Annotated in this window: 21 protein-coding genes and 2 pseudogenes; 18 read left to right on the plus strand and 5 right to left on the minus strand. The window is 71.0% G+C overall.

Features of this window, described 5'->3' with window-relative positions:
- The first annotated feature begins 152 nt into the window (after nt 1-152).
- Both KI385_RS15560 and KI385_RS15565 read left to right on the plus strand, forming a co-directional pair.
- The gene (locus tag KI385_RS15560; RefSeq protein WP_238572816.1) at nt 153-983 is read left to right on the plus strand and encodes a helix-turn-helix domain-containing protein; all 831 of its coding nucleotides are present in this window, start codon (nt 153-155) and stop codon (nt 981-983) included.
- A complete protein-coding gene (locus tag KI385_RS15565) occupies nt 980-1,201 on the plus strand; it encodes a DUF397 domain-containing protein (RefSeq protein WP_238572817.1) in 222 nt (73 codons plus the stop codon). Before KI385_RS15560 ends, KI385_RS15565 begins: the two co-directional genes overlap by 4 nt.
- Before the next feature lie 78 nt (nt 1,202-1,279).
- On the opposite strand, the gene KI385_RS15570 is transcribed toward KI385_RS15565, so the two are convergent.
- A complete protein-coding gene (locus tag KI385_RS15570) occupies nt 1,280-2,200 on the minus strand; it encodes a D-alanyl-D-alanine carboxypeptidase family protein (RefSeq protein ID WP_238572818.1) in 921 nt (306 codons plus the stop codon).
- 406 nt (nt 2,201-2,606) lie between these two features.
- Complete coding sequence (locus KI385_RS15575) at nt 2,607-3,110, minus strand: hypothetical protein (protein ID WP_238572819.1); 504 nt, start codon at nt 3,108-3,110, stop codon at nt 2,607-2,609.
- Between the two features lie 146 nt (nt 3,111-3,256).
- Here KI385_RS15575 and KI385_RS15580 point away from each other — a divergent pair, with 146 nt between their 5' ends.
- From KI385_RS15580 to KI385_RS15590, 3 genes are all read left to right on the plus strand, one after another.
- A complete protein-coding gene (locus KI385_RS15580; RefSeq protein WP_238572820.1) occupies nt 3,257-3,931 on the plus strand; it encodes a response regulator transcription factor in 675 nt (224 codons plus the stop codon).
- A gap of 73 nt (nt 3,932-4,004) precedes the next feature.
- Nucleotides 4,005-5,303 carry a sensor histidine kinase gene (locus KI385_RS15585; protein ID WP_238572821.1) on the plus strand — a complete coding sequence of 433 codons (1,299 nt, stop codon included), beginning with the start codon at nt 4,005-4,007 and terminating at the stop codon, nt 5,301-5,303.
- A 223-nt stretch (nt 5,304-5,526) separates the two neighbouring features.
- Complete coding sequence (locus KI385_RS15590) at nt 5,527-7,545, plus strand: glycoside hydrolase (RefSeq protein ID WP_238572822.1); 2,019 nt, start codon at nt 5,527-5,529, stop codon at nt 7,543-7,545.
- 18 nt (nt 7,546-7,563) lie between these two features.
- Here the strand turns inward: KI385_RS15590 and KI385_RS15595 are convergent, their stop codons facing one another.
- Both KI385_RS15595 and KI385_RS15600 read right to left on the minus strand, forming a co-directional pair.
- Nucleotides 7,564-8,214 carry a LuxR C-terminal-related transcriptional regulator gene (locus KI385_RS15595; protein WP_238572823.1) on the minus strand — a complete coding sequence of 217 codons (651 nt, stop codon included), beginning with the start codon at nt 8,212-8,214 and terminating at the stop codon, nt 7,564-7,566.
- Nucleotides 8,215-8,225: 11 nt separating this feature from the next.
- Complete coding sequence (locus KI385_RS15600; protein WP_238572824.1) at nt 8,226-9,566, minus strand: sensor histidine kinase; 1,341 nt, start codon at nt 9,564-9,566, stop codon at nt 8,226-8,228.
- Nucleotides 9,567-9,762: 196 nt separating this feature from the next.
- Here KI385_RS15600 and nirB point away from each other — a divergent pair, with 196 nt between their 5' ends.
- The 6 genes and pseudogenes from nirB to KI385_RS15630 all read left to right on the plus strand — a co-directional run bounded on the left by nirB (nt 9,763) and on the right by KI385_RS15630 (nt 16,390).
- Complete coding sequence (gene nirB, locus KI385_RS15605) at nt 9,763-12,420, plus strand: nitrite reductase large subunit NirB (protein WP_281066862.1); 2,658 nt, start codon at nt 9,763-9,765, stop codon at nt 12,418-12,420.
- Nucleotides 12,421-12,647: 227 nt separating this feature from the next.
- Nucleotides 12,648-12,950: pseudogene (gene nirD, locus KI385_RS15610) on the plus strand (nitrite reductase small subunit NirD); the annotation flags it as partial.
- 114 nt (nt 12,951-13,064) lie between these two features.
- Nucleotides 13,065-13,592, plus strand: a complete 528-nt coding sequence (locus KI385_RS15615) for an SRPBCC family protein (RefSeq protein WP_238572825.1) — start codon at nt 13,065-13,067, stop codon at nt 13,590-13,592.
- A 275-nt stretch (nt 13,593-13,867) separates the two neighbouring features.
- Nucleotides 13,868-14,173 carry an ArsR/SmtB family transcription factor gene (locus tag KI385_RS15620; protein WP_238577702.1) on the plus strand — a complete coding sequence of 102 codons (306 nt, stop codon included), beginning with the start codon at nt 13,868-13,870 and terminating at the stop codon, nt 14,171-14,173.
- A gap of 230 nt (nt 14,174-14,403) precedes the next feature.
- The gene (locus tag KI385_RS15625; RefSeq protein ID WP_238572826.1) at nt 14,404-15,321 is read left to right on the plus strand and encodes a hypothetical protein; all 918 of its coding nucleotides are present in this window, start codon (nt 14,404-14,406) and stop codon (nt 15,319-15,321) included.
- 127 nt (nt 15,322-15,448) lie between these two features.
- The gene (locus tag KI385_RS15630; RefSeq protein ID WP_238572827.1) at nt 15,449-16,390 is read left to right on the plus strand and encodes an oxidoreductase; all 942 of its coding nucleotides are present in this window, start codon (nt 15,449-15,451) and stop codon (nt 16,388-16,390) included.
- A gap of 96 nt (nt 16,391-16,486) precedes the next feature.
- On the opposite strand, the gene KI385_RS15635 is transcribed toward KI385_RS15630, so the two are convergent.
- Entirely contained in the window at nt 16,487-17,113 is a 627-nt protein-coding gene (locus KI385_RS15635; RefSeq protein ID WP_238572828.1) for a hypothetical protein, read from the minus strand.
- Nucleotides 17,114-17,818: 705 nt separating this feature from the next.
- Between KI385_RS15635 and KI385_RS15640 the strand changes: the two genes are divergently transcribed.
- The 7 genes and pseudogenes from KI385_RS15640 (at nt 17,819) to KI385_RS15665 (ending at nt 23,192) form a co-directional block, all read left to right on the plus strand.
- Complete coding sequence (locus KI385_RS15640) at nt 17,819-18,538, plus strand: hypothetical protein (RefSeq protein ID WP_238572829.1); 720 nt, start codon at nt 17,819-17,821, stop codon at nt 18,536-18,538.
- Between the two features lie 794 nt (nt 18,539-19,332).
- Nucleotides 19,333-20,628, plus strand: a complete 1,296-nt coding sequence (locus KI385_RS15645) for a hypothetical protein (RefSeq protein ID WP_238572830.1) — start codon at nt 19,333-19,335, stop codon at nt 20,626-20,628.
- A gap of 165 nt (nt 20,629-20,793) precedes the next feature.
- Nucleotides 20,794-20,925 carry a hypothetical protein gene (locus tag KI385_RS43930; protein ID WP_281066864.1) on the plus strand — a complete coding sequence of 44 codons (132 nt, stop codon included), beginning with the start codon at nt 20,794-20,796 and terminating at the stop codon, nt 20,923-20,925.
- Nucleotides 20,868-21,196, plus strand: a pseudogene (locus tag KI385_RS15650) (amino acid permease); the annotation flags it as partial. The gene KI385_RS43930 and the pseudogene KI385_RS15650, both read left to right, overlap by 58 nt.
- 36 nt (nt 21,197-21,232) lie before the next feature.
- Nucleotides 21,233-22,030 carry a maleylpyruvate isomerase family mycothiol-dependent enzyme gene (locus KI385_RS15655; protein WP_238572831.1) on the plus strand — a complete coding sequence of 266 codons (798 nt, stop codon included), beginning with the start codon at nt 21,233-21,235 and terminating at the stop codon, nt 22,028-22,030.
- A 130-nt stretch (nt 22,031-22,160) separates the two neighbouring features.
- Nucleotides 22,161-22,553, plus strand: a complete 393-nt coding sequence (locus tag KI385_RS15660) for a hypothetical protein (RefSeq protein WP_238572832.1) — start codon at nt 22,161-22,163, stop codon at nt 22,551-22,553.
- Between the two features lie 123 nt (nt 22,554-22,676).
- Nucleotides 22,677-23,192: a hypothetical protein gene (locus KI385_RS15665; protein WP_238572833.1), complete on the plus strand. Its 516-nt coding sequence runs from the start codon at nt 22,677-22,679 to the stop codon at nt 23,190-23,192.
- Nucleotides 23,193-23,205: the final 13 nt, after the last annotated feature.

Raw genomic sequence — 23,205 nt, forward strand, 5'->3', positions numbered from 1 at the left:
CTCCTTGGGACCTTCTCAGGTAACCGGATGTAGTCATTCGGTCACGCGGACAACGCAACGGGCAATAGGATCGAGGTGCTTGAACCGGCAGCGCTCAAGCTTGCGACCTGCCGCAACGCCGGTGTGCGCTTACATGACGAGAGGTCATAGCGTTGGACGAGACGACCCCACCCGAGCACTTGAATCCGCTCCAGCGCTTCGGTCGTGACATCAGACAGGTACGTCTGGCACGCAAGCTCACGCAGAAGCATCTGGGCAAGGCCACGGGGTACTCCGAGGGGTACGTCAGCAAGGTCGAATCCGGGACGCTGCTGCCCAGACCCAGTGAGAAGTTCGCCAAGGGCTGCGACACCGTATTCGGGACGGGCGAGCTATTCGCGGGGTTGCTGCGGAGGATCGATGAAGGGGATCACCCGAGCTGGTTCGTTCCGCACCTCAACCTGGAGCGGAAGGCTTCGCGGATACTGGACTACTCGGCGAGCCTCGTGATGGGCATCCTCCAGACGGAGGCGTACGCGCGGGCAGTCTTTCGAGCATCGCATCCACGCGAAGACGCGGACCTGATCGAAGGCAGGGTTGCCGCCCGCTTGCGCCGTCGCGAGCTCTTCGAGCTGGACGCTCCGCCGCTCCTGTGGGTCATCCTTCATGAGGCGTGCCTGCGAACGGTCGTCGGCGACGCCGAGATCTTGGCCGGGCAGCTTGAGTACCTGCTGAAGGCCGTTACCTCGCCTCATATTGACCTTCAAGTCCTGCCATTCTCCGCAGGAGCCCCGGGGGCACATACGAGACCGTTCACCTTGCTGACCTTCGAAAAGCATCCAACTGTGCTCTACGCCGATGGCCCGCAGGGGGGCAAGCTGTACGACTCTCCCGCGACAGTTGCGTTGCACTACGACAGTTACGATCGGCTGAGGGCGCACGCGTTGTCTCCCGGCGGATCGCTGGCCCTCATCAAGTCCCTGGTGAAGGAGTACAGATCATGAGCACTGACTTCGATCTTGCGAGCACTGAGTGGGTCAAGTCCTCCTACAGCGACGGGGACGGCGGGCAGTGCATCGAATTCTCCCGTGCCCTCACCCAAGCCCACGGCCTCGTCCCCGTCCGTGACAGCAAGGCCCCGGACGGCCCGGCGCTCGTCTTCCCGGCGGGCGGCTGGACGTCGTTCGTCTCGGCCGTCAAGCGGGGGCAGTTCTCCGTCTGATCACCGGCCACTTGGGCGTATACGGAGAGCGCGAGCACCGCCGTGGCCGCGCTCCCCGTCCCATCCGTTCCGGCCGGATCAGTCGCGCTGCGCGCCCGCCGGGAGCGTGCGCAGCTTCATGCTTTTCGCGGTGCTCGAACCGAACCCGTAGTCCAGCATCTTCGCCGCGTCGGTGAACCGGTCGGCGCTGTTCAGAACGGTGCCGATGAGGGTCTTGTCACCGCGGGTGGCCGCGAAGACCAGGCAGTCGCCCGCCGCGGTGGTCGTACCGGTCTTGATGCCGATGACGCCGTCGTACGAGCCGAGCAGCTGGTTCGTGTTGATCCAGGTGTACGTGCGCGTGCGACCGTTGGCGGCAGGGGCGTCACCCTTGTACTGCTTGGACTTGACGATCGTACGGAAGGTGTCGTTCTTCATGGCGTACTGAGCCAGCTTCGCCAGCTCGGTCGGTGTGCTGGAGTCGGAGCCCCCGCCGTCGAAGGAGGTGAACCCGGTGTAGGGGAGGTGGAGTTCGTCGGCCTTCGTGTTCATCTTCGAGATGAACGACGTCGTGCGCTCGGCGCGGGTGGCGCCGGTGCCGAAGGTGTCGGCGAGAGCGTACGCGGCGTCTGCGCCGGAGGGGAGAAGGGCTGCGTAGAGCAGCTGGCGGACCGTCATCTTGTCCCCGGTCTGGAGATCCGCGGTGCTGGACCCGTGCTCGGTGACGTAGTCCCGGTACTCCTGCTGGACGGGGATCTGGCGCTCCAGGTCGACGTCCTTGGTGTCGAGCACCACGGAAGCGGCCATGATCTTCGCCGTGCTGGCCATGGGACGGACCGTGTCCGCGTCCTTGCCGAAGATCGTGTTGCCGCTCGTGCCGTCCACCAGCGTGGCGCCCTTGGCGGCGAGGGTCGGTTCAGCCTGGGCAGGTGTCGCGGCCTGAGCGGTCAGCGGGGAGAGGGCGAGCAGTGTGCCACAGGCGACGGCGGCCGCGCGCGTGGTCAGAATCCTGGCAGTCAACGAGAAACGCTCCGTATCTGTGGTGCTTCGGGTCACTTGCCGCAGAACTCGGCCTCGACGATACGTTCGTAGTCGCCACCCCCGTCGCCGTTGAACCGGCATGCGGGCTCAGCATCTCCGAGCGGCTCACGCGAGACGCTTCAGCGTTCATTGAACTACCGCTATACCGCTGATAGCGGCGAGATTTACATGAGGGACGATCACGCCAGCGCGAATCTGGCCACAGGTCTTGTCTTCAGGCCCGTCACAGATCGGTAGTTGCAACCGCCCCGCCTCCAGCGAGCGGAACACCACGCCGCGTCGCCGTGCCGGTCCACCCCCGCTGGGCACCCGAGAGCCACGAAGGGCCGTCCCGCCTGGCGGGCGGGACGGCCCTGTGGGGCAGGTAGCGCTGAGGCGGACCGGCTTACTTCTTGGCGGCAGGCTCGAAGCAGAACTCCGGCTTGTCGTCGTTGCCCTTGCCCTTGCCCTTGCTGACCGCCTTGGTGGACGTCTTCAGGCCCGGCTTGTCGGCGGAGTCGGACACGAAGGTCGCTCCGGCCGGCACCTTACCGTCGACCGGCACGAAGCAGAACTCCGGCTTGTCGCTGTCCTTGCTCACCTTGACGGGGACGAACTTGGTCGCGCCCGTCTTCAGGTCCACGGCCTCGGCGGAGGCGCCCTTGTCCTTGCTCGCCTTGACGGGGACGGTCTTGGTCTCGCCCGTCTTCAGGTTCACGGCCTTGGCGGAGGCGCCCGAGCTCTTGTCCGTGTGCTGGACGCTGGTGACCGCGGGCTTGGGGGTGGCACGGGTGTTGGCGTCGTCCGCCTGGGCGACGCCCGCGTGGGCGGCGCCGACGGTGGCGCTGATGCCCAGCAGAGCGGTGGCACCGATGAGCATGGCGCGCTTGAGGGTCTTGGGCTGACGCACAGGAGGTCCTTCCGGTCCGGCCACCGCTCGATCCGCGGTGGCGATGGGCGTAACCGTGGCAGGGGGCCGCTGAGGCCACGCTGAAATCCTGAAGCGGGCTTCAGTGTTGGCGTCGGCCAAGCCGCCGGTGAGGCAGGCTGCACCTCATGCGCATGCTGATGGTGGAGGACGATGCACGGTTGGCGGCACTGCTGCGTCAGGGGCTGGCCGACGAGGGCTTCGAGGTGGACTGGGTCGCCGATGGGCGCCAGGGGCTGCGGCGTGCGCTGTCGGGAACGTACGACGTGATCGTGCTGGATGTGATGCTGCCGGGTCTGAACGGTTATGCCGTGTGCGCCAGGCTGCGCGCGGCGGGCAGTAGTACGCCGGTGCTGATGCTCACCGCCAAGGACGGGGAGTACGACGTGGCCGAAGGTCTGGAGACGGGGGCGGACGACTATCTGTCCAAGCCGTTCTCCTTCGTCGTGCTCACCGCCCGGCTCAAGGCCCTCATCCGCCGTTCCGGACGCCGTGCGACGGCGGTGCTACAGGTGGGAGATCTGCGCATCGAGCCGGTGTCACTGCGCTGTTGGCGCGGCCCGGTCGAAGTGGCGCTGACCGCGAAGGAGTTCGCGGTGCTGGCCTGTCTGGCCGAGCGGGCCGACGAGGTCATCACCAAAACCGATATCGCCGAGCGCGTGTGGGACGAGTACTACGAGGGTGACTTGAACATCGTGGAGGTGTACGTCAGTGCGCTGCGCCGGAAGATCGACGCGCCGTTCGGGCGCCGGAGCATCCGCACCATCCGGGGCGCCGGCTACCGGCTGTCCCCCGAAAGCTGAGGGCCCGATGCCCGGATCATCCGTACGCCGCTGGTCCCCGCGCCGCATATGGCCCTCCACAGTGCGGGGCCGGATGACCCTCGCCGTGGCCACGGTGCTGACCGTCGCGCTGACCGCGGGGGCAGCCGTCCTGCTCAGCACCGTACGCGGCGACCTGTGGCAGTCGGCCCGCAACTCCTCGCAGCGGCAAGCCGATATGGCAGTGGATCTACTGCACCACGCGGGAAAGAGCGGCACCGGCGCGTACACCGTCGACGGCATCAAGGTGAGCGAAGCCCAAGTCAAAGTGGTCCCCGTACCGGATCCCACCTCTGGAGCGTCCCGGAAACCGAAGTCCCCGGTGCCGAAGGCCACCGAGGGGATCAAGGAGTTCTCGTTCTCGGCCGACGGCCGGTACAGCGTCCAGAGCACGGTCGACTTCACCGCCGCCGAGGACACCCTGCGCAGCGTGCTCGTCCTTGTGGCGACCGGTGTGCTGCTGATCGTGCTGCTCGGAGCGCTGCTGACATGGGTGACGGTAGGCCGGGCTCTGGCCCCGGTCGAAGCGGTGCGCCGCGAGGCCGCCGAGATCACCGCCAACGACCTGCACCGCCGTCTCCCGGTCCCACCCGCGCGGGACGAGATCTCCCGCCTGGCCACCACCCTCAACGCCACCCTGGACCGCCTGGACCGCGCCGTCACACGACTGCGCACCTTCACCGGCGACGTCTCCCACGAGCTGCGCGGCCCGCTCACCACCCTGCGCACCCGCCTCGAACTCGCCCTCGCCCGCCCCGACAGCGCGCACTGGCCCCAGGTCGCCGCCGAAGCCCTCGAAGACACCGGCCACCTCCAGGACCTCGTCAGCGACCTCCTGCTACTGGCCCGCCTGGACGCCCACCACGAACCACACCACCGTCAGGTCGACCTCACCCCCCTCACCCACGATCTGGCCCGCCAACCAGGCGCCACCCTGTCCGTGGACATCGACGCCCCCAGCCCCGCACCCGTACTCGGCAACGCCGCCCATCTGACCCGGGTGCTGACCAACCTCATGGAGAACGCCCGCCGCCACGCGGCCACCGCCATCCAGGTTCGCGTGACCATCGACGGCCAGGACGTGGTCCTGGAAGTGGCCGACGACGGCCCTGGAATCCCGGCCGACGACCGCGAGCGCGTCTTCGACCGCTTCACCCGCCTCGACGACGCCCGCACCCGCCAGGACGGCGGCACCGGACTCGGCCTGGCCATCGCCCGCTCCATCGCCACCACCCACGGTGGCACCCTCACCGCCCAAGCCCCCATCGGCTCCCAGGGCGGCGCCCGCCTCGTCCTGCGCCTGCCCAAGGCACCGCCGCAATCGCTCCGTCGGCCGCAGGAGGCGCGATCATGACACCTCGATGCTGGAAACACCTGCTCGGCGAGGCCTGATCGGCTCTGGAGCCCTGCCCGGTCTGGAGCCCTGCCCGGTCTGGAGCCCTGCCCGGTCTGGAGCCCTGCCCGGTCTGGAGCCCTTTGCAAGGCCCCGGACGCTGCGCCTCAGGCTCCAGGGAAGAGCAGCCCGGCGGGCCGCAACTCTTAGAAGTCTCTTAAGCCGCCCGACTATCCAGTCACCTATGACACCCGACATCTCCAAGAGGCCCACAACCGCCGGGCGGCGCCGCGGCACCCGTGTGCTCGCCGCCTCCCTCGCGCTCACCGCGACCGCCCTCGGCGTCGCCGGATGTGACAGCGCCGCCGCCGGCACCCTTGAGGGCAGCCATCTCGAACTTCCCGTCACCGGCGGCACGGCCGTCGTCGACACCACCTCGCTCGCGGTGACCGCGCGCACCGGCGACGGGAAGCGGCTGGTGCTGTCCGGGCCGGCCGGGGGCGGGCTCGGTGAGCCGGGGCCGGTGACCCGTACGGCCGACGGGGCGCGCTGGAGCTACCCGGCCAAGGGGCTGAGCGTGACGGCCAGTTCGGAGCGCGGGCGGCTGCGGATCAAGCTGCGGTCCGACCGCGACGGATCGGTCAGCTGGCCGGTGACCGGCACCGACCGGGCCGCCTCCGCCGTCCAGCTGCCGCGCGGCGAGGGCCTGGACATCCCCGTACGGGACGCGTTCTGGAACTCCGGCTCCGAGAAGGGCGGTCTGGCCGGCAGCACGGTTGATGTGGGTGCTGAGCTGGCCCTCCCCTTGTGGGGCTACTCCATGGGCGGGGCCAACGGGTCCGGCGGCGGGCACGGCGTCAGCTATCTCACCCCCACCGACCTCGGCACGTCGCTGCGGTTCACCTCCACCGGGGGCCGGCTGCGCACCACGGCCGCGCACGCCTTCGACGCGGGTGAGGGCACCCGCGACTACGACGTCTCCTTCGCCCTCACCGACGGCAACCCGGTCGCCCCCGCCGCCGACTACCGCTCCTACCTCGCCCAGCACGGCCAACTCGGCAGCCTGCGCAAGAAGATCCGGAAGAACCCGGCCAATGCCAAGCTGCTCGGCGCCTTCCACGCCTATGTGTGGGGCGAGGCCCGTACCGCTGCCGGCGTCGAGCGGCTCAAGCGGCTCGGCGTGGACCGGATGTGGCTCGGCTATGACGCCGGACCCGGCCCGATGAAGACCGCGGCGGTAGCGGCCGCCAAGAAGGCGGGCTATCTCGTCGGCCCGTACGACACGTTCGCCAACGGGCAGGACCCCAAGACCGCCGACAGCCCCACCTCGGCCTGGCCGGACCGGGTCTACCCCGACTTCTGTGTACGGAAGGCGGACGGCACCGCGCAGACCGGGTTCGGCGGCCGCGGCTGCTATCTCAGCTCGCGCGCCTTCGAGAAGGCCGAGCCGGCCAAGCACTATCTCGCCGACCGCACCCGCTCGATGGTCGCCAACGGCGCGGACAGCTACTTCCTGGATGTCGATGCGACCGGCGAGCTGTTCCGCGACCACGCCAAGGGCCATGAGATGACCAAGGCGGGCGACCGGGAGATGCGGCTCGCCCGGATGCGGCGGCTGGCGAAGAACCTCGTCCTGGGCTCGGAGTCCGCCCAGCCGTGGGCCAACCAGGTGCTGGCGTTCGACCACGGCTCGGGCACACCGGTCGCCGACGGTCTGTGGAAGCTGGAGCGCGACCGGCAGAAGTGGGGCGGCTACTCCCCGGCGAACGCCCCGACGATCTTCTTCAAGCCTGTTCAGCTGCCCGCCGATCTGGCCACCGCGATGTACGACCCGAAGTACCGCGTTCCCCTCTACGAGACCGCGCTGCACGGCTCGCTGGTCAACGTCGAGCGCTGGGAGCTGTCGTACGAGAAGCTGCCGGCGCAAAAGACCGCGCGGGCGCTGCTCGCGATGCTCTACAACACCCCGCTCAACTACGTCCTCGACGGCCCCACGCTGACCAGGAACGGGCCCGAACTCGCCGCGCTGCAGAAGTACTTCGCACCGCTGCACCGCGCCGCCGGCACCGAGCGGATGACGTCGTTCCGATGGCTGACCGGTGACCGCACCGTCCAGCGCACGGTCTTCGGCAACGGCACGCTGACCGTCACCGCCAACTTCGGCACCAAGGCCCACGACGGTCTGCCGGGCGGCTGTGTCGACGCCCGGCTGCGCACCGACCAGCAGCCGCGGCGGCTGTGCCCGGCGCAGCTGAACGGCTGACGGGCGAGCGGTTCCCCGTCAGCGCGCCGCCTCCAGGTAGCGCAGCACCGCGAGCACCCGGCGGTGGTCCGTCTCGGAGGGCGGCAGGTCGAGTTTGCCGAAGATATGGGCGATATGTTTCTCGACCGCCCGCTCCGAGACGGTCAGCGCCGCGGCGATGGACTGGTTGGTGCGGCCCTGCGCCATCAGGGAGAGCACCTCGCGCTCGCGCGGGGTGAGCGAGTCCAGCGCCCTGGCCCGGCGGCTCGCGCCGAACAGCTGGGACACCACGTCCGGGTCCAGCGCGGTGCCGCCGGCCGCCACCCGCTCCAGCGCGGCCACGAACTCCCCGATGTCCACCACCCGTTCCTTGAGGAGATAGCCGACGCCGGCGAAGCCCGTGCCGAACAGCCGGTCCGCGTAAGCGGTCTCCACGTACTGGGAGAAGATCAGCACACCGGTTGCGGGGTGCTTGCGGCGCAGTTCGACGGCGGCACGCAGCCCCTCGTCCGTGTGGCCGGGCGGCAGCCGGATGTCGATCACGGCGGCGTCCGGCCGGTGCTCCTCGACGGCGGTGAGCAGCGCCTCGGCGTCCCCGACGGCGGCCGCGACCTTCACCCCGCGCAGCTCCAGGAGTTGGACGAGGCCATCGCGCAGGATCGCGGAGTCCTCGGCAATGACGACACGCATGGTCCCTGCCTCTACTCGTGACGTGGATGGGCTCCGGACGGCGGCGGGCACGGGAGCCGGACGGCGACCACCGTAGGCCCTCCGGCAGGGCTTTCGCAGGTCAGCGTGCCATCGACGGTACGAATCCGGCCGAGCAGCCCGGTCAGTCCGCTGCCCGCGCCGACCACCGCGCCGCCCCGCCCGTCGTCCCGTACCGACAGCCGCAGGACCGCTCCCCCGGGCCCGTCGTCCGTCGCGACCGCCACGCTCACCCGTGACGCACCGCTGTGTTTGACGGCATTGGCGAGCAGCTCCGCGGCGCAGAAGTACGCGATGGATTCGAGCGCCGGGGAGGGGCGCCGGCCGATCTCGGTACGGAGGGTGACCGGCAGCGGCACATCGGCGGTGAGGGTGGCCAGCGCGGTTTCCAGGCCCTGGTCCAGGACGGGCGGGTGGATACCGCGGACGAGGTGCCGCAGATCGGTGACGGCCTGGGTGGCGTTGCCCTGCGCGGTCTCCACGACGGCGAGCAACCGGTCGCGGTCGGCGTCGTGGGTGATCAGTTCGCGGATCAGGGTGAGATGCATACCGAGGCCGACCAGCCGGGCCTGGGTGCCGTCGTGCAGATCGCGTTCGATCCGGCGGAGCGTGGCGGCGGCGTCGTCGACGGCGTGCGCGCGGGTCTCCTCCAGGGTGCGGATACGGGTGTCCGCGGCGCTCGGGCCGAGCAGTGCGCGCAGCAGCAGCCGGTGCGGCGCACCCGCCCGGCGCACCAGCCAGGGGGCGAGGAGTACGAGGAGCGCCCCGATCGCGACCACCACCAGCCACCGCGGCCAGCTGTCGAACTCCACGCCGTAAATCTGCAACGACACCCTGCGGACCGAGCCGTCCGGGCCACGGAGGGTGTCGTAGTTCCAGTTCCGCAGTACGGGGTGGGCGAGCGCCAGCAGCCCGTAGACGTAGCACACGAGGACGGCGACCAGTGGCAGTACGGCCGTCAGCGGCGCCAGCAGCGCGGCGCCGACGGCCCGCCAGCCGGCCGGGTCGCCGAGCACCGCCCGCCGCCAGCCGAACGCGCCGGGCCCGCTGCGCCGCCCGGCCGGATCGACGGATTCCCCCAACAGGCCGCGCATCAGGCCGAGTTGGATACCGCCCAGGCCCAAGGCGCCGCGTACGGTCAACGCGATCAGCCATGGCCCGAGCGCCGTCCACGACAGCACCGCGCCCACCGCCAGCCCCGCCGGCACCAGCACCAGCCCGAGCAGCGCGAGCGGCGCGGCGAGCAGTGCGTGCAGCAGCGCGGCGAGGCTGCGCGGCGCGAAGGGCGCGACAAGGGCGGATATGAGGGGGTGGCGGGGGCGGGTGCGGGGCATGTGGTCAACCTAGATCCTGATGCGGCCGCCCCAGGCCCTGTCCGGAAGATCACTGCCGGGTCCGCCGGGCCGGGCGCCGGGCCGTGGCCGCCGCCGCGCCCCTCACACCCCGGCCCGCACCGCACTGAGGGCAGCGTTCCGCCCGGGAAACAGCACAGATGCGGGCGGGTAACAGCCGGACCGCAGGCTGACGACCATGACCTCGACTCCGCCGCACACGGACACCACGCCGGAGACCCCGCCCGGCACCACCCCCACCATCGCCCTCATAGGCCACGGCATGGTCGGCCAGCGCTTCCTGGAGGAGCTCGCCGACCGTGGCGTCACCGAGCGGGCGCGGGTGGTCGTACTGTGCGAGGAGCCGCGCCCGGCCTACGACCGCGTCCAGCTGACGTCGTACTTCGCCGGCCGCACCCCGGACGAGCTGAGCCTGGTCGATCCGGACTTCATGGCCCGGCACGGTATCGAGCTGCACCTCGGCGACCCGGCCACCGCCGTCGACCGCGTCGCCCGCACGGTCACCGCCCGCTCCGGCCTGACCGTCCGCTACGACACCCTGGTGCTGGCCACCGGCTCGTACCCGTTCGTACCGCCGGTGCCCGGCAAGGACAGTGCGGGCTGCTTCGTCTACCGCACCATCGAGGACCTGCTGGCCATCGAGGAGTACGCGAAGAACGCCCGCACCGGTGTGGTGGTCGGCGGCGGGCTGCTCGGCCTGGAGGCGGCCGGTGCGCTCAAGGGGCTCGGACTGCGTACCCACATCGTGGAGTTCAGCCCGCGGCTGATGGCCCTCCAGGTCGACGAGGGCGGCGGCCGCGCGCTGCGCCGTACCGTCGAGGAGATGGGCCTGGAGGTGCACACCGGCGTCGGCGGCAAGGAGATCGTCGCGGACGGGGCCGGCGCGGTCACCGCCATGGGACTGTCCGACGACTCCCGTATCGACACCGACCTGGTCGTCTTCTCGGCCGGTGTCCGCCCCCGCGACCAGCTGGCCAGGGACTGCGGGCTGCCGGTCGGCGCGCGCGGCGGCATCATCGTCGATGAGCAATGCCGCACCGACGACCCCGCCGTGTACGCGATCGGCGAGTGCGCGCTGGCCGCCGACGGCCGGGTCTACGGTCTGGTCGCGCCGGGCTACGACATGGCCCGTACGGCCGCCGGCACCATCGCCGGGCAGCTCGCCGGCGACACCGGGCAGGTCGACGGCTTCACCGGCGCCGATCTGTCCACCAAGCTCAAGCTGCTCGACGTGGACGTCGCGTCCTTCGGCGATGCGCACGGCACCGCCGACGGCTGTCTGGACGTGGTCTACTCCGACTCCCGCAGCGGCGTCTACAAGAAGCTGGTGATCGGCCGGGAGGGCGAGCTGCTGGGCGGTGTGCTGGTCGGCGACGCCGAGTCGTACGGCATGCTGCGCCCGCTGACCGGCTCCGTTCCCCCGGTGGCGCCCGAGCAGCTGGTACTGCCCGCGGGGCTCGCGGCCGACGGCGGCGCCGCGCTCGGCCCGTCCGCGCTGCCCGACAGCGCGGTGCTGTGCAACTGCCACAACGTGACCAAGGGGACGGTCAAGGCCGCGGTCACCGAGCACTCCTGCGGCACCCTGCCGGAGATCAAGAAGTGCACCAAGGCCGGTACCGGCTGCGGCAGTTGCGTCAAGTCGCTGACCGCCGTCATGAACGACGAGCTGGCCGCGAACGGCGCCACCATCGACACCGGTCTGTGCGGCTGCTTCCCGCACACCCGCGCCGAGCTCTACGAGGTCGTACGGACGCTGCGGCTGACGACCTTCGCCGAGCTGCTGGACTCGCACGGCCGCCCGGAGGCCAGGAACGGCGACGGCTGCGAGATCTGCAAGCCCACCGTCGGCTCGATCATCGCCTCCCTCGCGCCCACCGTCGGCGCCGACGGCTATGTCCTCGACGGTGAACAGGCCGCCCTCCAGGACACCAACGACCACTTCCTCGCCAACCTCCAGCGCAACGGCTCGTACTCGATCGTGCCGCGCATCCCGGGTGGTGAGATCACCCCGGAGAAGCTGATCGTGATCGGCGAAGTGGCCCGCGACTTCGGCCTCTACACCAAGATCACCGGAGGTCAGCGGATCGATCTGTTCGGCGCCCGCGTCGACCAACTCCCCCAGGTATGGGCCCGGTTGGTGGACGCCGGCTTCGAATCCGGGCATGCGTATGGCAAGGCGCTGCGCACCGTGAAGTCCTGCGTCGGGCAGACCTGGTGCCGCTACGGCGTCCAGGACTCGGTCCGTATGGCCATCGAACTGGAGCTGCGCTACCGGGGCCTGCGCTCCCCGCACAAGCTGAAGTCCGCGGTCTCCGGGTGCGCGAGGGAGTGCGCGGAGGCCCGCGGCAAGGACTTCGGCGTCATCGCCACCTCCAACGGCTGGAACCTCTACGTCGGCGGAAACGGCGGCGCGGACCCGCGCCACGCCGACCTCCTCGCCCAGGATCTGAGCGACGCCGAGCTGATCCGGCTGATCGACCGCTTCCTGATGTTCTACATCCGCACCGCCGACCGGCTGGAGCGCACCTCCGCCTGGCTGGAGCGGATCGAGGGCGGCCTCGACCACGTCCGTGATGTCGTCGTCCACGACTCCCTGGGGCTGTGCGACGAGCTGGAGGCCCTGATGGCCGCCCATGTCACCCACTACCGCGACGAATGGGCCGAGACCCTCGCCGACCCCGAGCGGCTGGCCCGTTTCGTCTCCTTCGTCAACGCACCCGACGCCCCGGACCCGTCGGTCCGCTTCGTGCCGGAGCGCGACCAGGTCAAGCCGGACCTGACGCTGCTGGCCGGACCGACCCTGCCCGTACGCACACTGGAAGGGACCTTTGCCTGATGACCACCGCCACTGTCACCGCCGCTGTCACCGCCACTGCCGATCTCACCGCCGCCGCACCGGACGCTGCCCGCGGGGCCGCCTCCGGGGCCGCCTCCGGGGCCGCCTCCGGGGCCGCCTCCGGGGCCGCCTCCGGGGCCGCCTCCGGGGTCGCCTCCGGGGTCGCCTCCGGGGCCGCCTCCGGGGCCGCCTCCGGGGTCGCCGCCACGGTCGAGGTCCACTGCCCCCAGGGCTGGCTCGCGGTCTGCGCGCCGGGCGACCTCACCCCGGGGCGCGGTGCCGCCGCCCTCCTTCCGGACGGCACCCAGGTCGCGCTGTTCATCGACCGGGGCGGCCGGATGTACGCGATCGGCAACCGCGATCCGTTCACCGGCGCGCAGGTCCTCTCCCGCGGCCTGACCGGCTCCGCCGCGGGCCGCCCATTCGTGGCATCACCCCTGCTCAAGCAGCGTTTCGACCTGGCGACGGGGGACTGCCTGGACGACCCGTCGGTCACGGTTCCGACCTACCGCGTACGGGCGGCGGACTGACGGCAGGAATACCCATGCGCAACCCTCTGGTTGCACCTCCCGTCCTTACGTGCAACCCTTAGGTAGCACGTAAGGGCGTAAGCCACGGCGGACGCGCGGCAGGAGGACCACCCCATGAACACCCATGACGACATGAACGCCCATGACGACATGAACGCCCGTGACGGCAAGGACACCCGTGACGGCAAGGACAAGAACCGCATCGAGCGCGAGATCAGCATCTCCGCACCCGTGGAGCGGGTCTGGGCGGTGCTCACCGAGCCGGAGCACGTCGGCTCATGGTTCGGGCAGGGCGAGCCGACGCCGGTCGATCTGCGGCCGGGCGGCATCATGCACCTCGACCACGGCGAGCACGGCCAGTTCCCGACCACGATCGTGAAGGTGGACCCGCCGCACTACTTCTCGTACCGCTGGGCGAGCGCATACCCCGGCGAGGTGGCGGTCGAGGGCAACTCCACCCTCGTCGAGTTCACCCTCACCCCGGACGGCGACGGCACCCATCTGCGCGTCGTGGAGACCGGCTTCGCCGACATCACCATCCCCGAGGAGCGGATGGCGAGCGCCTCGTTCGAGAGCCACTCCGAGGGCTGGTCCGGCCAGGTGGAGAACATCCGGCAGTACACGGAGCGGCTCGCGGCATGACGACGGGCACAGGGGCAGGCGCACACCCGGAAGCGGGCGGGGACTCCGGGGCGGGTGCGGATGCGGGGGCGGGCGGGGACGTCATGGCAGGCACGGATGCGGGGGCGGGTGCGGACGCCGTGACGGGCGGGGACGCCGTGACGGGCGGGGACGTGGCGGGCACGGATGCCGGGGCGAATGCGGACGCCGTGACGGGCGGGGACGCCGTGACGGGCGGGGACGTGGCGGGCACGGATGCCGGGGCGAATGCGGACGCCGTGACGGGCGGGGACGCCGTGGCGGAGGTGTTCGCCGCGCTCGCCGACCCGACCCGCCGACGGATACTCGACGCCCTCGCCGCGCACGGCGAGGCGACCGCCACGGTCCTGGCGGCGGAGCTGCCGGTCAGCCGCCAGGCAATCGTCAAACACCTGGGGGTCCTCGACCGGGCCGGCCTGGTCACCGGCCACCGGGAGGGCCGGGAGGCGCGCTACCGGGTCATACCGGAGCGGCTCGGGGTCGCCGCCCGTTGGATGAACCGGGTGGCCGCCGCATGGGACACCCGCCTCGCGGCCATCAAGCGCCTCGCCGAAGGAAAGTGACCGCCTCCAGGAGCGGTGTGGACGGTGAACTCCCCACCCGCACGCATCCGGTGATCACCCCCAGCGGCGGCCGTTGTCACTGGCAGCTGTTAACGTCCCGCCTGCATCACTGAGGAGCTTTACGGCCGCCCCCCTGGGTCCGGTTTGACCGGTACCTGACGATCGGTGACGCATGTGCGACCGCATCCCGGTCCACCAGGACCGGGACCGCTCCTTGGAGGAGAAGCTTGATGAAAAGCAGCGCGCTGAGACGCACTGCGGCCCGCGCGGCGGCCGTTCTCGCAACGGCCATGACCGTGGCGGTGGCGGCGGCCCCGCTGACGGGCACGGCGCAGGCCCACGACGCGGTATCGGGATCCCTCAGTTTCAGCGGCGAGCCGGGCGAGTTCGTCTCGGACGGACAGTCCCACCAGTACACGGCCGGGTCCACCGAGATGTTCGACATCTCAGGTCCCACCGACGAGAACTCCGTAGGCGTCACGGTGGTCACCACCGAAGGCAAGCGCTGGTACCTCCACATGGCCGCTCCTGACGGCCAGAAGCTGACCGACGGTGCCACCTTCACCGGGGCATCGCGCTGGCCCGACGCCAAGCCCGAAGACCCGGAGCTCCAGTTCGGCGAGACCGACCGGTCGTGCAACACCGGCACCGGCTCCTTCACCATCTCCCACATCGCCTACGGCCCCTACGGCTACGTACGCGAACTCGACGCCACCTTCGAGCAGTACTGCAACGGATCGACGCTGCCCCTGCGCGGCGAGGTCCACGCCCGCATGGCCGAGCCGCCGGCCGAGCTGGCCGTCGGCCTGAACCTCGACACCACGGGCAAGATCGACACCCGCACCGGCCAGATCACCGTCGGCGGCACCGTGACCTGCAACAAGCCGGCCCGGATCACCCTCGCCGGCAACGCCGACCAGGCCCAGAAGCGTGCGACGCCGGTCGGCTGGTACGAGGAGCAGGTCGTCGACTGCACCCCCGGGGCCCCGGTCCCGTGGACCGTCTCCTTCGCCAGCATGGAGCCCGGCACCACCTTCCAGCCCGGCACCGCGACGGTGCGCGGCATCGGCAAGGCGGATGACCGCGACTACCCGGTGACGGTCGACACCGGGTACAAGACGGCCGAGGTCACGCTCGTCAAGTCCTGACCTCAAGTCCTGACCTCAAGGCGGGCCCGGCACGGAGCCGGGCCCGCCGCTCCGCCCCTCCGCCGCTCCGCCCCTGGTCGCCGCACCCCCAGGCGTAGCCTGGATGCCCCCTACGGAGGAGTGCAGCGTGACCCGGTGGAACACCAGCCACATCCCCGACCAGACCGGCCGCTCGGCGGTCGTCACGGGCGCGAACAGCGGCATCGGCTACATCACCGCGCGCGAACTGGCCCGGCGCGGCGCCCGGGTGCTGCTGGCCTGCCGCAATCCGTCGCGCGGCAACGCCGCCCTGGACCGGCTGCGCACCGAAGTCCCCACCGCCGAGGCCGAGTTCCGGCCCCTCGACCTCGCCGATCTGTCCTCCGTACGGGACTTCGCGGCCGCCCTCGACGACTTCGACGGCGACCGCCTCGACCTGCTCATCAACAACGCGGGCGTGATGGCGCTGCCGTACCGCACCACCGCCGACGGCTTCGAGATGCAGTTCGGCACCAACCACCTCGGCCACTTCGCGCTGACCGGACTGCTGCTGCCCAAGCTCCTGGCCACGCCCGGAGCCCGCGTCGTCACCGTCTCCAGCATGCTGCACGCCCTCGCCGACATCGATCTCGGCGACCTCAACAGCGAGCGCTCCTACCGCCGTTGGATCACCTACGGCCGTTCGAAGACCGCCAACCTCCTCTTCACCCACGAGCTCTCCCGGCGGCTGGCCGCGGCCGGCTCGCAGGTCGTCGCGGCCGCCGCGCACCCCGGCTACGCCTCCACCAATCTGCAGACCGCGGGCGCCCGCATGGAGGGCCGCACCTCCGCCGAACGCTTCATCGAGCTGGGCAACCGCCTGATCGCCCAGTCCCCCGACGGCGGCGCCCTGGGCACCCTCTGCGCGGCCACCGCCCCGCACATGCGGCCGGACTCCTTCATCGGCCCGCGCAGCGGATTGCGCGGCGCCCCGGCCCAGTCCTACCGCGCCCCCTGGACCAGGAACGATGCGAACGGCGAGCGTCTGTGGGCCGCCTCGGAACAGCTCACCGGTGTACGCCACGACTTCTCCCGGCCGGCGACGGGGTGATCTGCCTGGCTGCCCTGACTACCCTGACTGCCCTCGCTGACCCGACTGACCCGACTGACCTGACTGTTCTGGCTGTCCCACCGCCGGCCGGGCGGTTCACTCCAGCCCCGACGCCTCGAACACGGCCCGTGCGCCGTCGTGATCGATCCGTTCCGCCAGCGCCCGCAGCGGGGCCGCGCCACAGCGCAGCAGCCCCCGCTCGCGGGAGCGGCGTACGCCCTGGTCAAGGCGGTGCCACAGCACCGGATTCACGGTGAGGACCTTCGGGTCCAGCTCCACCCGGCCGCCCACGGCGTCGCGCAGCACCAGCCGCGGGGCCATCCCGTCGCAGAGCCGGACGGAGACGAGCAGATCGGTGTGGACCCTGCGGGTACGCACCGGTCCACGGGACGCCAGCCAGTGCTCGCCGGCCGTCACCCGGGGCGGACAGAGCATCGCGAACAGCGCCAGCGCGACGGCCGCCCAGCACAGCAGCCGCCATGGCACGAGCGTCCCGTTGGCGAGGTCGACCAGCAGCATGAGGGCGAACAGCCCGGCCGTACAGCCGAGCGCGGCCCGCAACTCGGGCAGCCAGGTCCGGTCGTGGTCCGTCCCGCCATGGCCCACCGACGGTGGCGGTATCGCCGACCGGGCCTCGCCGGTCTCACCGGCCCCGCCGGTCTCACCCGCGTCGTCGCCGTCGTCCGTCGTGAATTCGGGCCCCAGGCCTCGTCGCCGTCCCATGCCTCAGAAGCTAGAGCGGGCCACCCGGGGCACCGGAGGCGTTTACACGGCGCTGACACGGCCCCCGCGAACCTTGACGTAGCGCTGACGTGCCTTTGACACACGCGCCGGAACGAGTGCAGGCACGCATGCAGGAACGTACGGGACGTGCGCAGGGACGTACGGGACGTGTGCAGGAACGTACGCAGGCACGGTCCGTGACCGGCCTCGCCGCCCTGGAAACAGCAAACGGGCGGGGTTTTTGCGTGGCCAATGCCATAAACCCGCCGAAGTCCCGCCGAAGTCCCGTCGAAGCCCCCGTCGAAGTCGGGGCGAAGTCGGGGCGAAGTCGGGGCGATTCCCCATCCCCGGAGACCCGAGATCGGCACCGACCTGGTCACGCGCGGACCGGTTCGCGTGGTGGATCAACTCGCCGGAGACGGGCTGACCGCACAAGATGTCGGCTCCCCGCGCCGGGTACCGAGCGGCGTCACGCGAGGGTCACGCCGGATCAACACCGCGGTCATGGCCGACCTCCCACCCTGGAGGTGCCCACGGTCCATCCACTCAGGAGCAGGCATCATGGCGACAAACATCCGGAAGCGCATACCCCACGTGATCGGCGCGTCTTTCCTGGCCGTGACACTCACCGGAACGGTGGGTGCGATAACCGCGATGGGCGCTGATGCAGCGCCTCAGACAACGGCCACATCGTCGGCACTACAGGTGCCGGGCCAGACGACGGGTGCCACCACCACCGGCGCCACCATCGGCGGAGGCGGAGGCGGCACGACAGGCGCCACCACCACCGGCGCCACGATCGGCGGAGGCGGAGGCGGCACGACAGGTGCCACCACTACCGGCGCCACGATCGGCGGAGGCGGAGGCGGCACCACGGGCGCCACCACTACCGGCGCCACGATCGGCGGAGGCGGAGGCGGCACGACAGGCGCCACCACCACCGGCGCCACCATCGGCGGAGGCGGAGGCGGCACCACGGGCGCCACCACTACCGGCGCCACGATCGGCGGAGGCGGAGGCGGCACGACAGGCGCCACCACCACCGGCGCCACCATCGGCGGAGGACGCCTCTGCATCATCGGCGGCGTCGTCGTCAGCGGACGCTTCTGCGGAGGCGGCACCACGGGCGCCACCAGCACCGGCGCCACGATCGGTGGAGGCGGAGGCGGAGGCACGACCGGTGCCACCACCACCGGCGCCACCATCGGCGGAGGCGGAGGCGGCACCACCGGTGCCACCACGACCGGCGCCACGATCGGTGGAGGCGGAGGCGGAGGCACGACCGGTGCCACCACCACCGGCGCCACCATCGGTGGAGGCGGAGGCGGAGGCACGACCGGTGCCACCACCACCGGCGCCACCATCGGTGGAGGCGGAGGCGGAGGCACGACCGGTGCCACCAGCACCGGCGCCACCATCGGCTGAGGCATCAGCGTCGCCGCGTGCTATGACCTGATCCACTCGCTCATGCCAGCCTCCTCCGCTCCCCCAAGGGCAGTAGAGCCGTAGGGGGAGCGGGCACAGGGCGACGGATCAGTGGGGTCCGGTGTTCGAGCAGTCGGCACCGGACCCCGCGCGCGGCGGCTCGCAGCGCTCGCAGGTCGCCGCTACGGAGATCAAGCCGTCGGCCGGGCCGGCCCACCGTTCCGGATCGGGAACGTAGCCGGCGGCCCGGAGGGCGTCCTGCGTCCGGGCGAGCGCGCCTGGGCCGTGGCGCTCGGGCGGGGGGGGTGGGCCGGGGGTTCCGCTACGTGGTGCACGAACAGTCCGAACAGTCCGAGCAGTCCGAGCCTGCGCGCCAGGTCCGCCTTGACGCGGGTGTGGAGGATCAGGGCCTGCCATCCCTCGTCGACCACGCGGGACGGCTTTAGGCGCAGGCCCGGGCTCCGGGCGCAGGCCGCTTCGAACTTGATCGCCTCGGCTGATCGTGTTCGGTGTGTACGAGCACCAAGGCTGGTTCGAGCACCTCAAGTACGGTGCCGAGCCCAAGGAAATCTGCACCGGCCTGGTCAAGCACGGACCGGTCCGAGTGGTGGATCAGCTCGCTCGCCGGGAACGGGCCGGCTGCACGAGATGTCGACTCCCCGCGCCCGGTACTGGGCGGCGTCACGAGAGGGTCACGCCGGATCAACGCCGCCGTCATGGTCGACCTCCCACGCTGGTGTCGACCTCCCACGCTGGTGGAGTACCCACGGCCCATCCACTCAAGAGCAGGCACCATGACGACGAACATCCGGAAGCGCCTTCCCCAGGTGGTCGGTGTGTCTTTCCTGGCCATGACGCTCACCGGAACGGCGGGCGCGATCAACGCGGTGGCCGCTGACTCAGCGCCTACGAAGGCTACGGCGCAATCGTCGAACCTGACACCGGACGTGAGCTGCTCGTCGTTCCACGTCGACAAGCAGACCGGAAGTCTCGTCAAGTTCCCGTCGAACTGCACACTGCCGGGCGGTGGAACCACGGGTGCCACCACGTCTGGCGCCGCCACCGGCGGCACCACGACCGGCACCACGACCGGTGCCACGACCGGTGCCACCACTACTGGCACCAGCACGACCGGTGCCACCACCGGCGGCACCACGACCGGCGGCGGTGGAGTTGGCTCCGGCACGAGCAGCGGCGTTGTCGGCGGAGCCGGAGGGTCCGGAGGGTCCGGAGGGTCCGGCGGCACCGGCGGCGGCAGCATCTTCAGTGGCACCGGAGGCTCCGGAGGAACTGGCGGCGGCAGCATCCTCGTCGGCGGCGCCGGCGGCAACGGAGGAACCGGCGGCAGCAGCATCCTCGTCGGCGGCACCGGCGGCAACGGAGGAACCGGCGGCAGCAGCATCCTCGTCGGCGGCACCGGCGGCAACGGAGGAACCGGCGGCAGCAGCATCCTCGTCGGCGGCACCGGCGGCAACGGAGGAACCGGCGGCAGCAGCATCCTCGTCGGCGGCACCGGCGGCAACGGAGGAACCGGCGGCAGCAGCATCCTCGTCGGCGGCACCGGCGGCAACGGAGGAACCGGCGGCAGCAGCATCCTCGTCGGCGGCACCGGCGGCAACGGAGGAACCGGCGGCAGCAGCATCCTCGTCGGCGGCACCGGCGGCAACGGAGGAACCGGCGGCAGCAGCATCCTCGTCGGCGGCACCGGCGGCAACGGAGGAACCGGCGGCAGCAGCATCCTCGTCGGCGGCACCGGCGGGTCCGGCGGCAACGGAGGAACCGGCGGCAGCAGCATCCTCGTCGGCGGCACCGGCGGGTCCGGCGGCAACGGAGGAACCGGCGGCAGCAGCGGCGTTATCGGAGGAGCCGGCGGGTCCGGCGGCGCCGGCGGCAGCGCCACTGGCGGCAACACCACCACCAGCACCACCAGCGGCAACGCCACCGGAGGCAACACCACCACCAGCACCACCAGCGGCAACGCCACCGGAGGCAACGGCGGCATCACGGGCGCCACCACAACCGGCGCCACCGTCACAACCGGCGCCACCACGCCCGGCGGCGACAACGCCACAGGCGTCGGCGGAGGCTGAGGCGAGCCACGCGCTTGCAGAGCTCTCGCCCCATGCTGATGGGCGGGCAACAAGACCGTGTCCTGTGTGGTGAGGCGGCCGTTGAAGTCGGCATTGGGCGGGGGACCTCAGCCCGCCTGTGCCCGCGTTCCCCCAGCTCAGGGAGCTAGGTCGAAGTGCAGCGTAATGACACCTGAGGACACGGGCGCCTTCCCCCACCACGGCGGCACGTACGCAGTTGCCAGGACCCACGTCGGCCGCCGCACCGCCTTGGTCGCCGCCGCCTCGCTCATCCTCGACTACGCGCTCAACAGCTGACCTGTGAGGCCCTGAAAGCGGTGGTGTCCCTGGGCAACGAGGTGGTGGCGGCCACCGTGACGTACGGCGCTCCCGAGGACCGCGCGGCCACCCCGCCACCCGCATCACCGCCCTCATCCCGGAGGCCGAACCCGCCCACCTCTGGCAGCGACTGCTCCAGCCCCAGCGCGGCGCGGTCGTCGCCCACGCGGTCCGCCGGGACACGGACACGGTCATCTGCCGGCTGCGCTTCCGCCTGGAGGCGGCCGAGGCGGCCGACCGCACGTCGTAACGGCTCAATGTCGGTGGCGGCCTCTACCGTCACGGCATGAACTCCACCCTGAGCTACGACGATTACTGCACCGAGATCGTCACCCAGGCCGACCTGCTGGCATCCACCCTCACCAAAGACACCGCCCTCACCACCTCCGTCCCCTCCTGCCCCGACTGGAACCTCGCCCAGTTGCTCCGGCATTTGGGCGAGGCTCACCGCTGGGTCGAGGAGATCGTGCGAACCCGGGCCACCGAGCCCCCGCCCGACACCGCCCTGCGCACCCTCCCCCGCGACGCCCCCCAGACCCCGTCCGAACTCGCCGCCTGGGTCACCGAGGGCGCCGGACTCCTGGCCACGACACTCCGCGCCACGAGCCCGGACACCAGGATCTGGACCCCGCTCCCCTCCGGGTCCCCGCTCTTCTTCGCCCGCCGGATGGCCCACGAGACCGTCATCCACCGCTGCGATGCCACCCTGGCCCTCGGCGCGGACTTCGCCGTCGACCAGCACGTCGCCATCGACACCATGGACGAGTGGATGGAACTCGGCTCCCTCCCCGAGATGTTCGACTTCCACCCCGACCGGCGCGAACTGCTCGGCCCCGGCCGCACCCTCCACTTCCACGCCACGGACACCCCGCCGGAAGCGGCCGCCGACTGGCTGGTCGACCTCACCGGTGACGCCCTCGCCTGGCGCCGTTCCGCCGAGGAAGCCGCCGTCTCGGTCCGCGCCCCGCTGACCGATCTCCTGCTCCTCATCTACGGCCGCCGCCCCGCCGACGACGAAGCCTTCGAGGTCCTCGGCGACGCGGAGCTCCTCGACTTCTACCTGGCACGGGTCCTCTTCGGCTGAGCCCCGGCAGGCCGGCCGGCAGCCGTTCCCGCGAACCGAACAGGCTTCCGCGGCGTGAGTTAGGTTGACCACCACCGACAAGATCAGGCCAAGACCCGCGCCAAGATCAGCGCCAAGGAGAGCAGCGTCCATGACAGACCCCGGCATGACGGGCAGCAATCCCGGCCAGCCCCCCACGCCGCCCCCGGTCCCTCCGGTTCCTCCGCACGGCGGCGCGGAGGACGGCGCGCCGAAGCCGGTGCCGACCAGCCAGGACGAAGCCCTGGAGATCGGCCGGCAGCACTTCCCCGAGGTCGGTTCGCCCGACGGCCCGTCTGCTTTGTTTGTCCATGAATTCGACGTCGCCTACCTGGTGCACGCGAGCTGGCCGGCCTCCGAGGACCCCGACGCCCCGCCGTCCGACCCCGGTGGGAGCAACGTCGCCATCTCCAAGGTGAACGGCGATATCACGTTCCTGCCCAACTTCCCCCCGGAGGAGGCGGTCGAGCTCTACCACCGCTGGTACCGGCCGAGCGGCTCCTGAAGCCGGGCGGGCCGGCGGGGGTGTCCCGGCCGGTGCCGGGGCTCGCGCGGTACCACCTGGCGGACTGTCACCGCCCGGCTTTAAGCTTTGGCTTGTATATGTCGTTGAGTAACCATTACCAACATGGGGGATGTTGTGGGGGCAGGCGGTTTCCAGACGGATGTGGAGTCCCTCAAGGCTGAGGGCACCAGTTTCGTCAAGCTCGGCGAGGACTTCTACACCTCGGTCGCGCGGCTGATGGACGGCCTGAGCGCGCTGGGCGCGGGCCCGCCCAGCAAGGGGGACAACCAGCCCCCGCCGCCGGAGAAGTCGTTCGGCCAGCAGTTCTGGAGCGGTCTGACGACGTTCGACAGCAAGGACGGCGCCCCGCCGTGGGGGGATGACGACATCGGCGAGAAGTTCGGTGTCGCCTACGAGGGTGTGCGCGACGGCATGTACGAGTCGATGGGCCACCTCTCCTCGAAACTCCAGGAAATCGGCAAGGCGCTCACCTCCATGTCCAAGAACTACGCGGAGGGCGAGGACTTCAGCGAGTCCTTGATGAAACAGCACGTCGAGAACAAGCAGGCGTGGCAGGACCCGACGAAGGAACAGGGCCCCCAGGTGATCCGCACCGCCTGGAGACCCACCAGCGGCTGAGGCTCGCGGTCGG

This window comes from Streptomyces inhibens, assembly GCF_022221585.1.
Taxonomy (GTDB): domain Bacteria; phylum Actinomycetota; class Actinomycetes; order Streptomycetales; family Streptomycetaceae; genus Streptomyces; species Streptomyces inhibens.

Bases quoted from the DNA above. Each gene is read 5' to 3' on its own strand.
- nirB (WP_281066862.1), top strand. From the start codon at position 9,763: ATGACCTCGACTCCGCCGCACACGGACACCACGCCGGAGACCCCGCCC.
- KI385_RS15635 (WP_238572828.1), bottom strand. From the start codon at position 17,113: ATGGGACGGCGACGAGGCCTGGGGCCCGAATTCACGACGGACGACGGC.
- KI385_RS15585 (WP_238572821.1), top strand. From the start codon at position 4,005: ATGACCCTCGCCGTGGCCACGGTGCTGACCGTCGCGCTGACCGCGGGG.
- KI385_RS15580 (WP_238572820.1), top strand. From the start codon at position 3,257: ATGCGCATGCTGATGGTGGAGGACGATGCACGGTTGGCGGCACTGCTG.
- KI385_RS15590 (WP_238572822.1), top strand. From the start codon at position 5,527: ATGACACCCGACATCTCCAAGAGGCCCACAACCGCCGGGCGGCGCCGC.
- KI385_RS15600 (WP_238572824.1), bottom strand. From the start codon at position 9,566: ATGCCCCGCACCCGCCCCCGCCACCCCCTCATATCCGCCCTTGTCGCG.
- KI385_RS15655 (WP_238572831.1), top strand. From the start codon at position 21,233: ATGAACTCCACCCTGAGCTACGACGATTACTGCACCGAGATCGTCACC.
- KI385_RS15625 (WP_238572826.1), top strand. From the start codon at position 14,404: ATGAAAAGCAGCGCGCTGAGACGCACTGCGGCCCGCGCGGCGGCCGTT.
- KI385_RS15665 (WP_238572833.1), top strand. From the start codon at position 22,677: ATGGGGGATGTTGTGGGGGCAGGCGGTTTCCAGACGGATGTGGAGTCC.
- KI385_RS43930 (WP_281066864.1), top strand. From the start codon at position 20,794: ATGACACCTGAGGACACGGGCGCCTTCCCCCACCACGGCGGCACGTAC.
- KI385_RS15615 (WP_238572825.1), top strand. From the start codon at position 13,065: ATGAACACCCATGACGACATGAACGCCCATGACGACATGAACGCCCGT.
- KI385_RS15645 (WP_238572830.1), top strand. From the start codon at position 19,333: ATGACGACGAACATCCGGAAGCGCCTTCCCCAGGTGGTCGGTGTGTCT.
- KI385_RS15565 (WP_238572817.1), top strand. From the start codon at position 980: ATGAGCACTGACTTCGATCTTGCGAGCACTGAGTGGGTCAAGTCCTCC.
- KI385_RS15595 (WP_238572823.1), bottom strand. From the start codon at position 8,214: ATGCGTGTCGTCATTGCCGAGGACTCCGCGATCCTGCGCGATGGCCTC.
- KI385_RS15660 (WP_238572832.1), top strand. From the start codon at position 22,161: ATGACAGACCCCGGCATGACGGGCAGCAATCCCGGCCAGCCCCCCACG.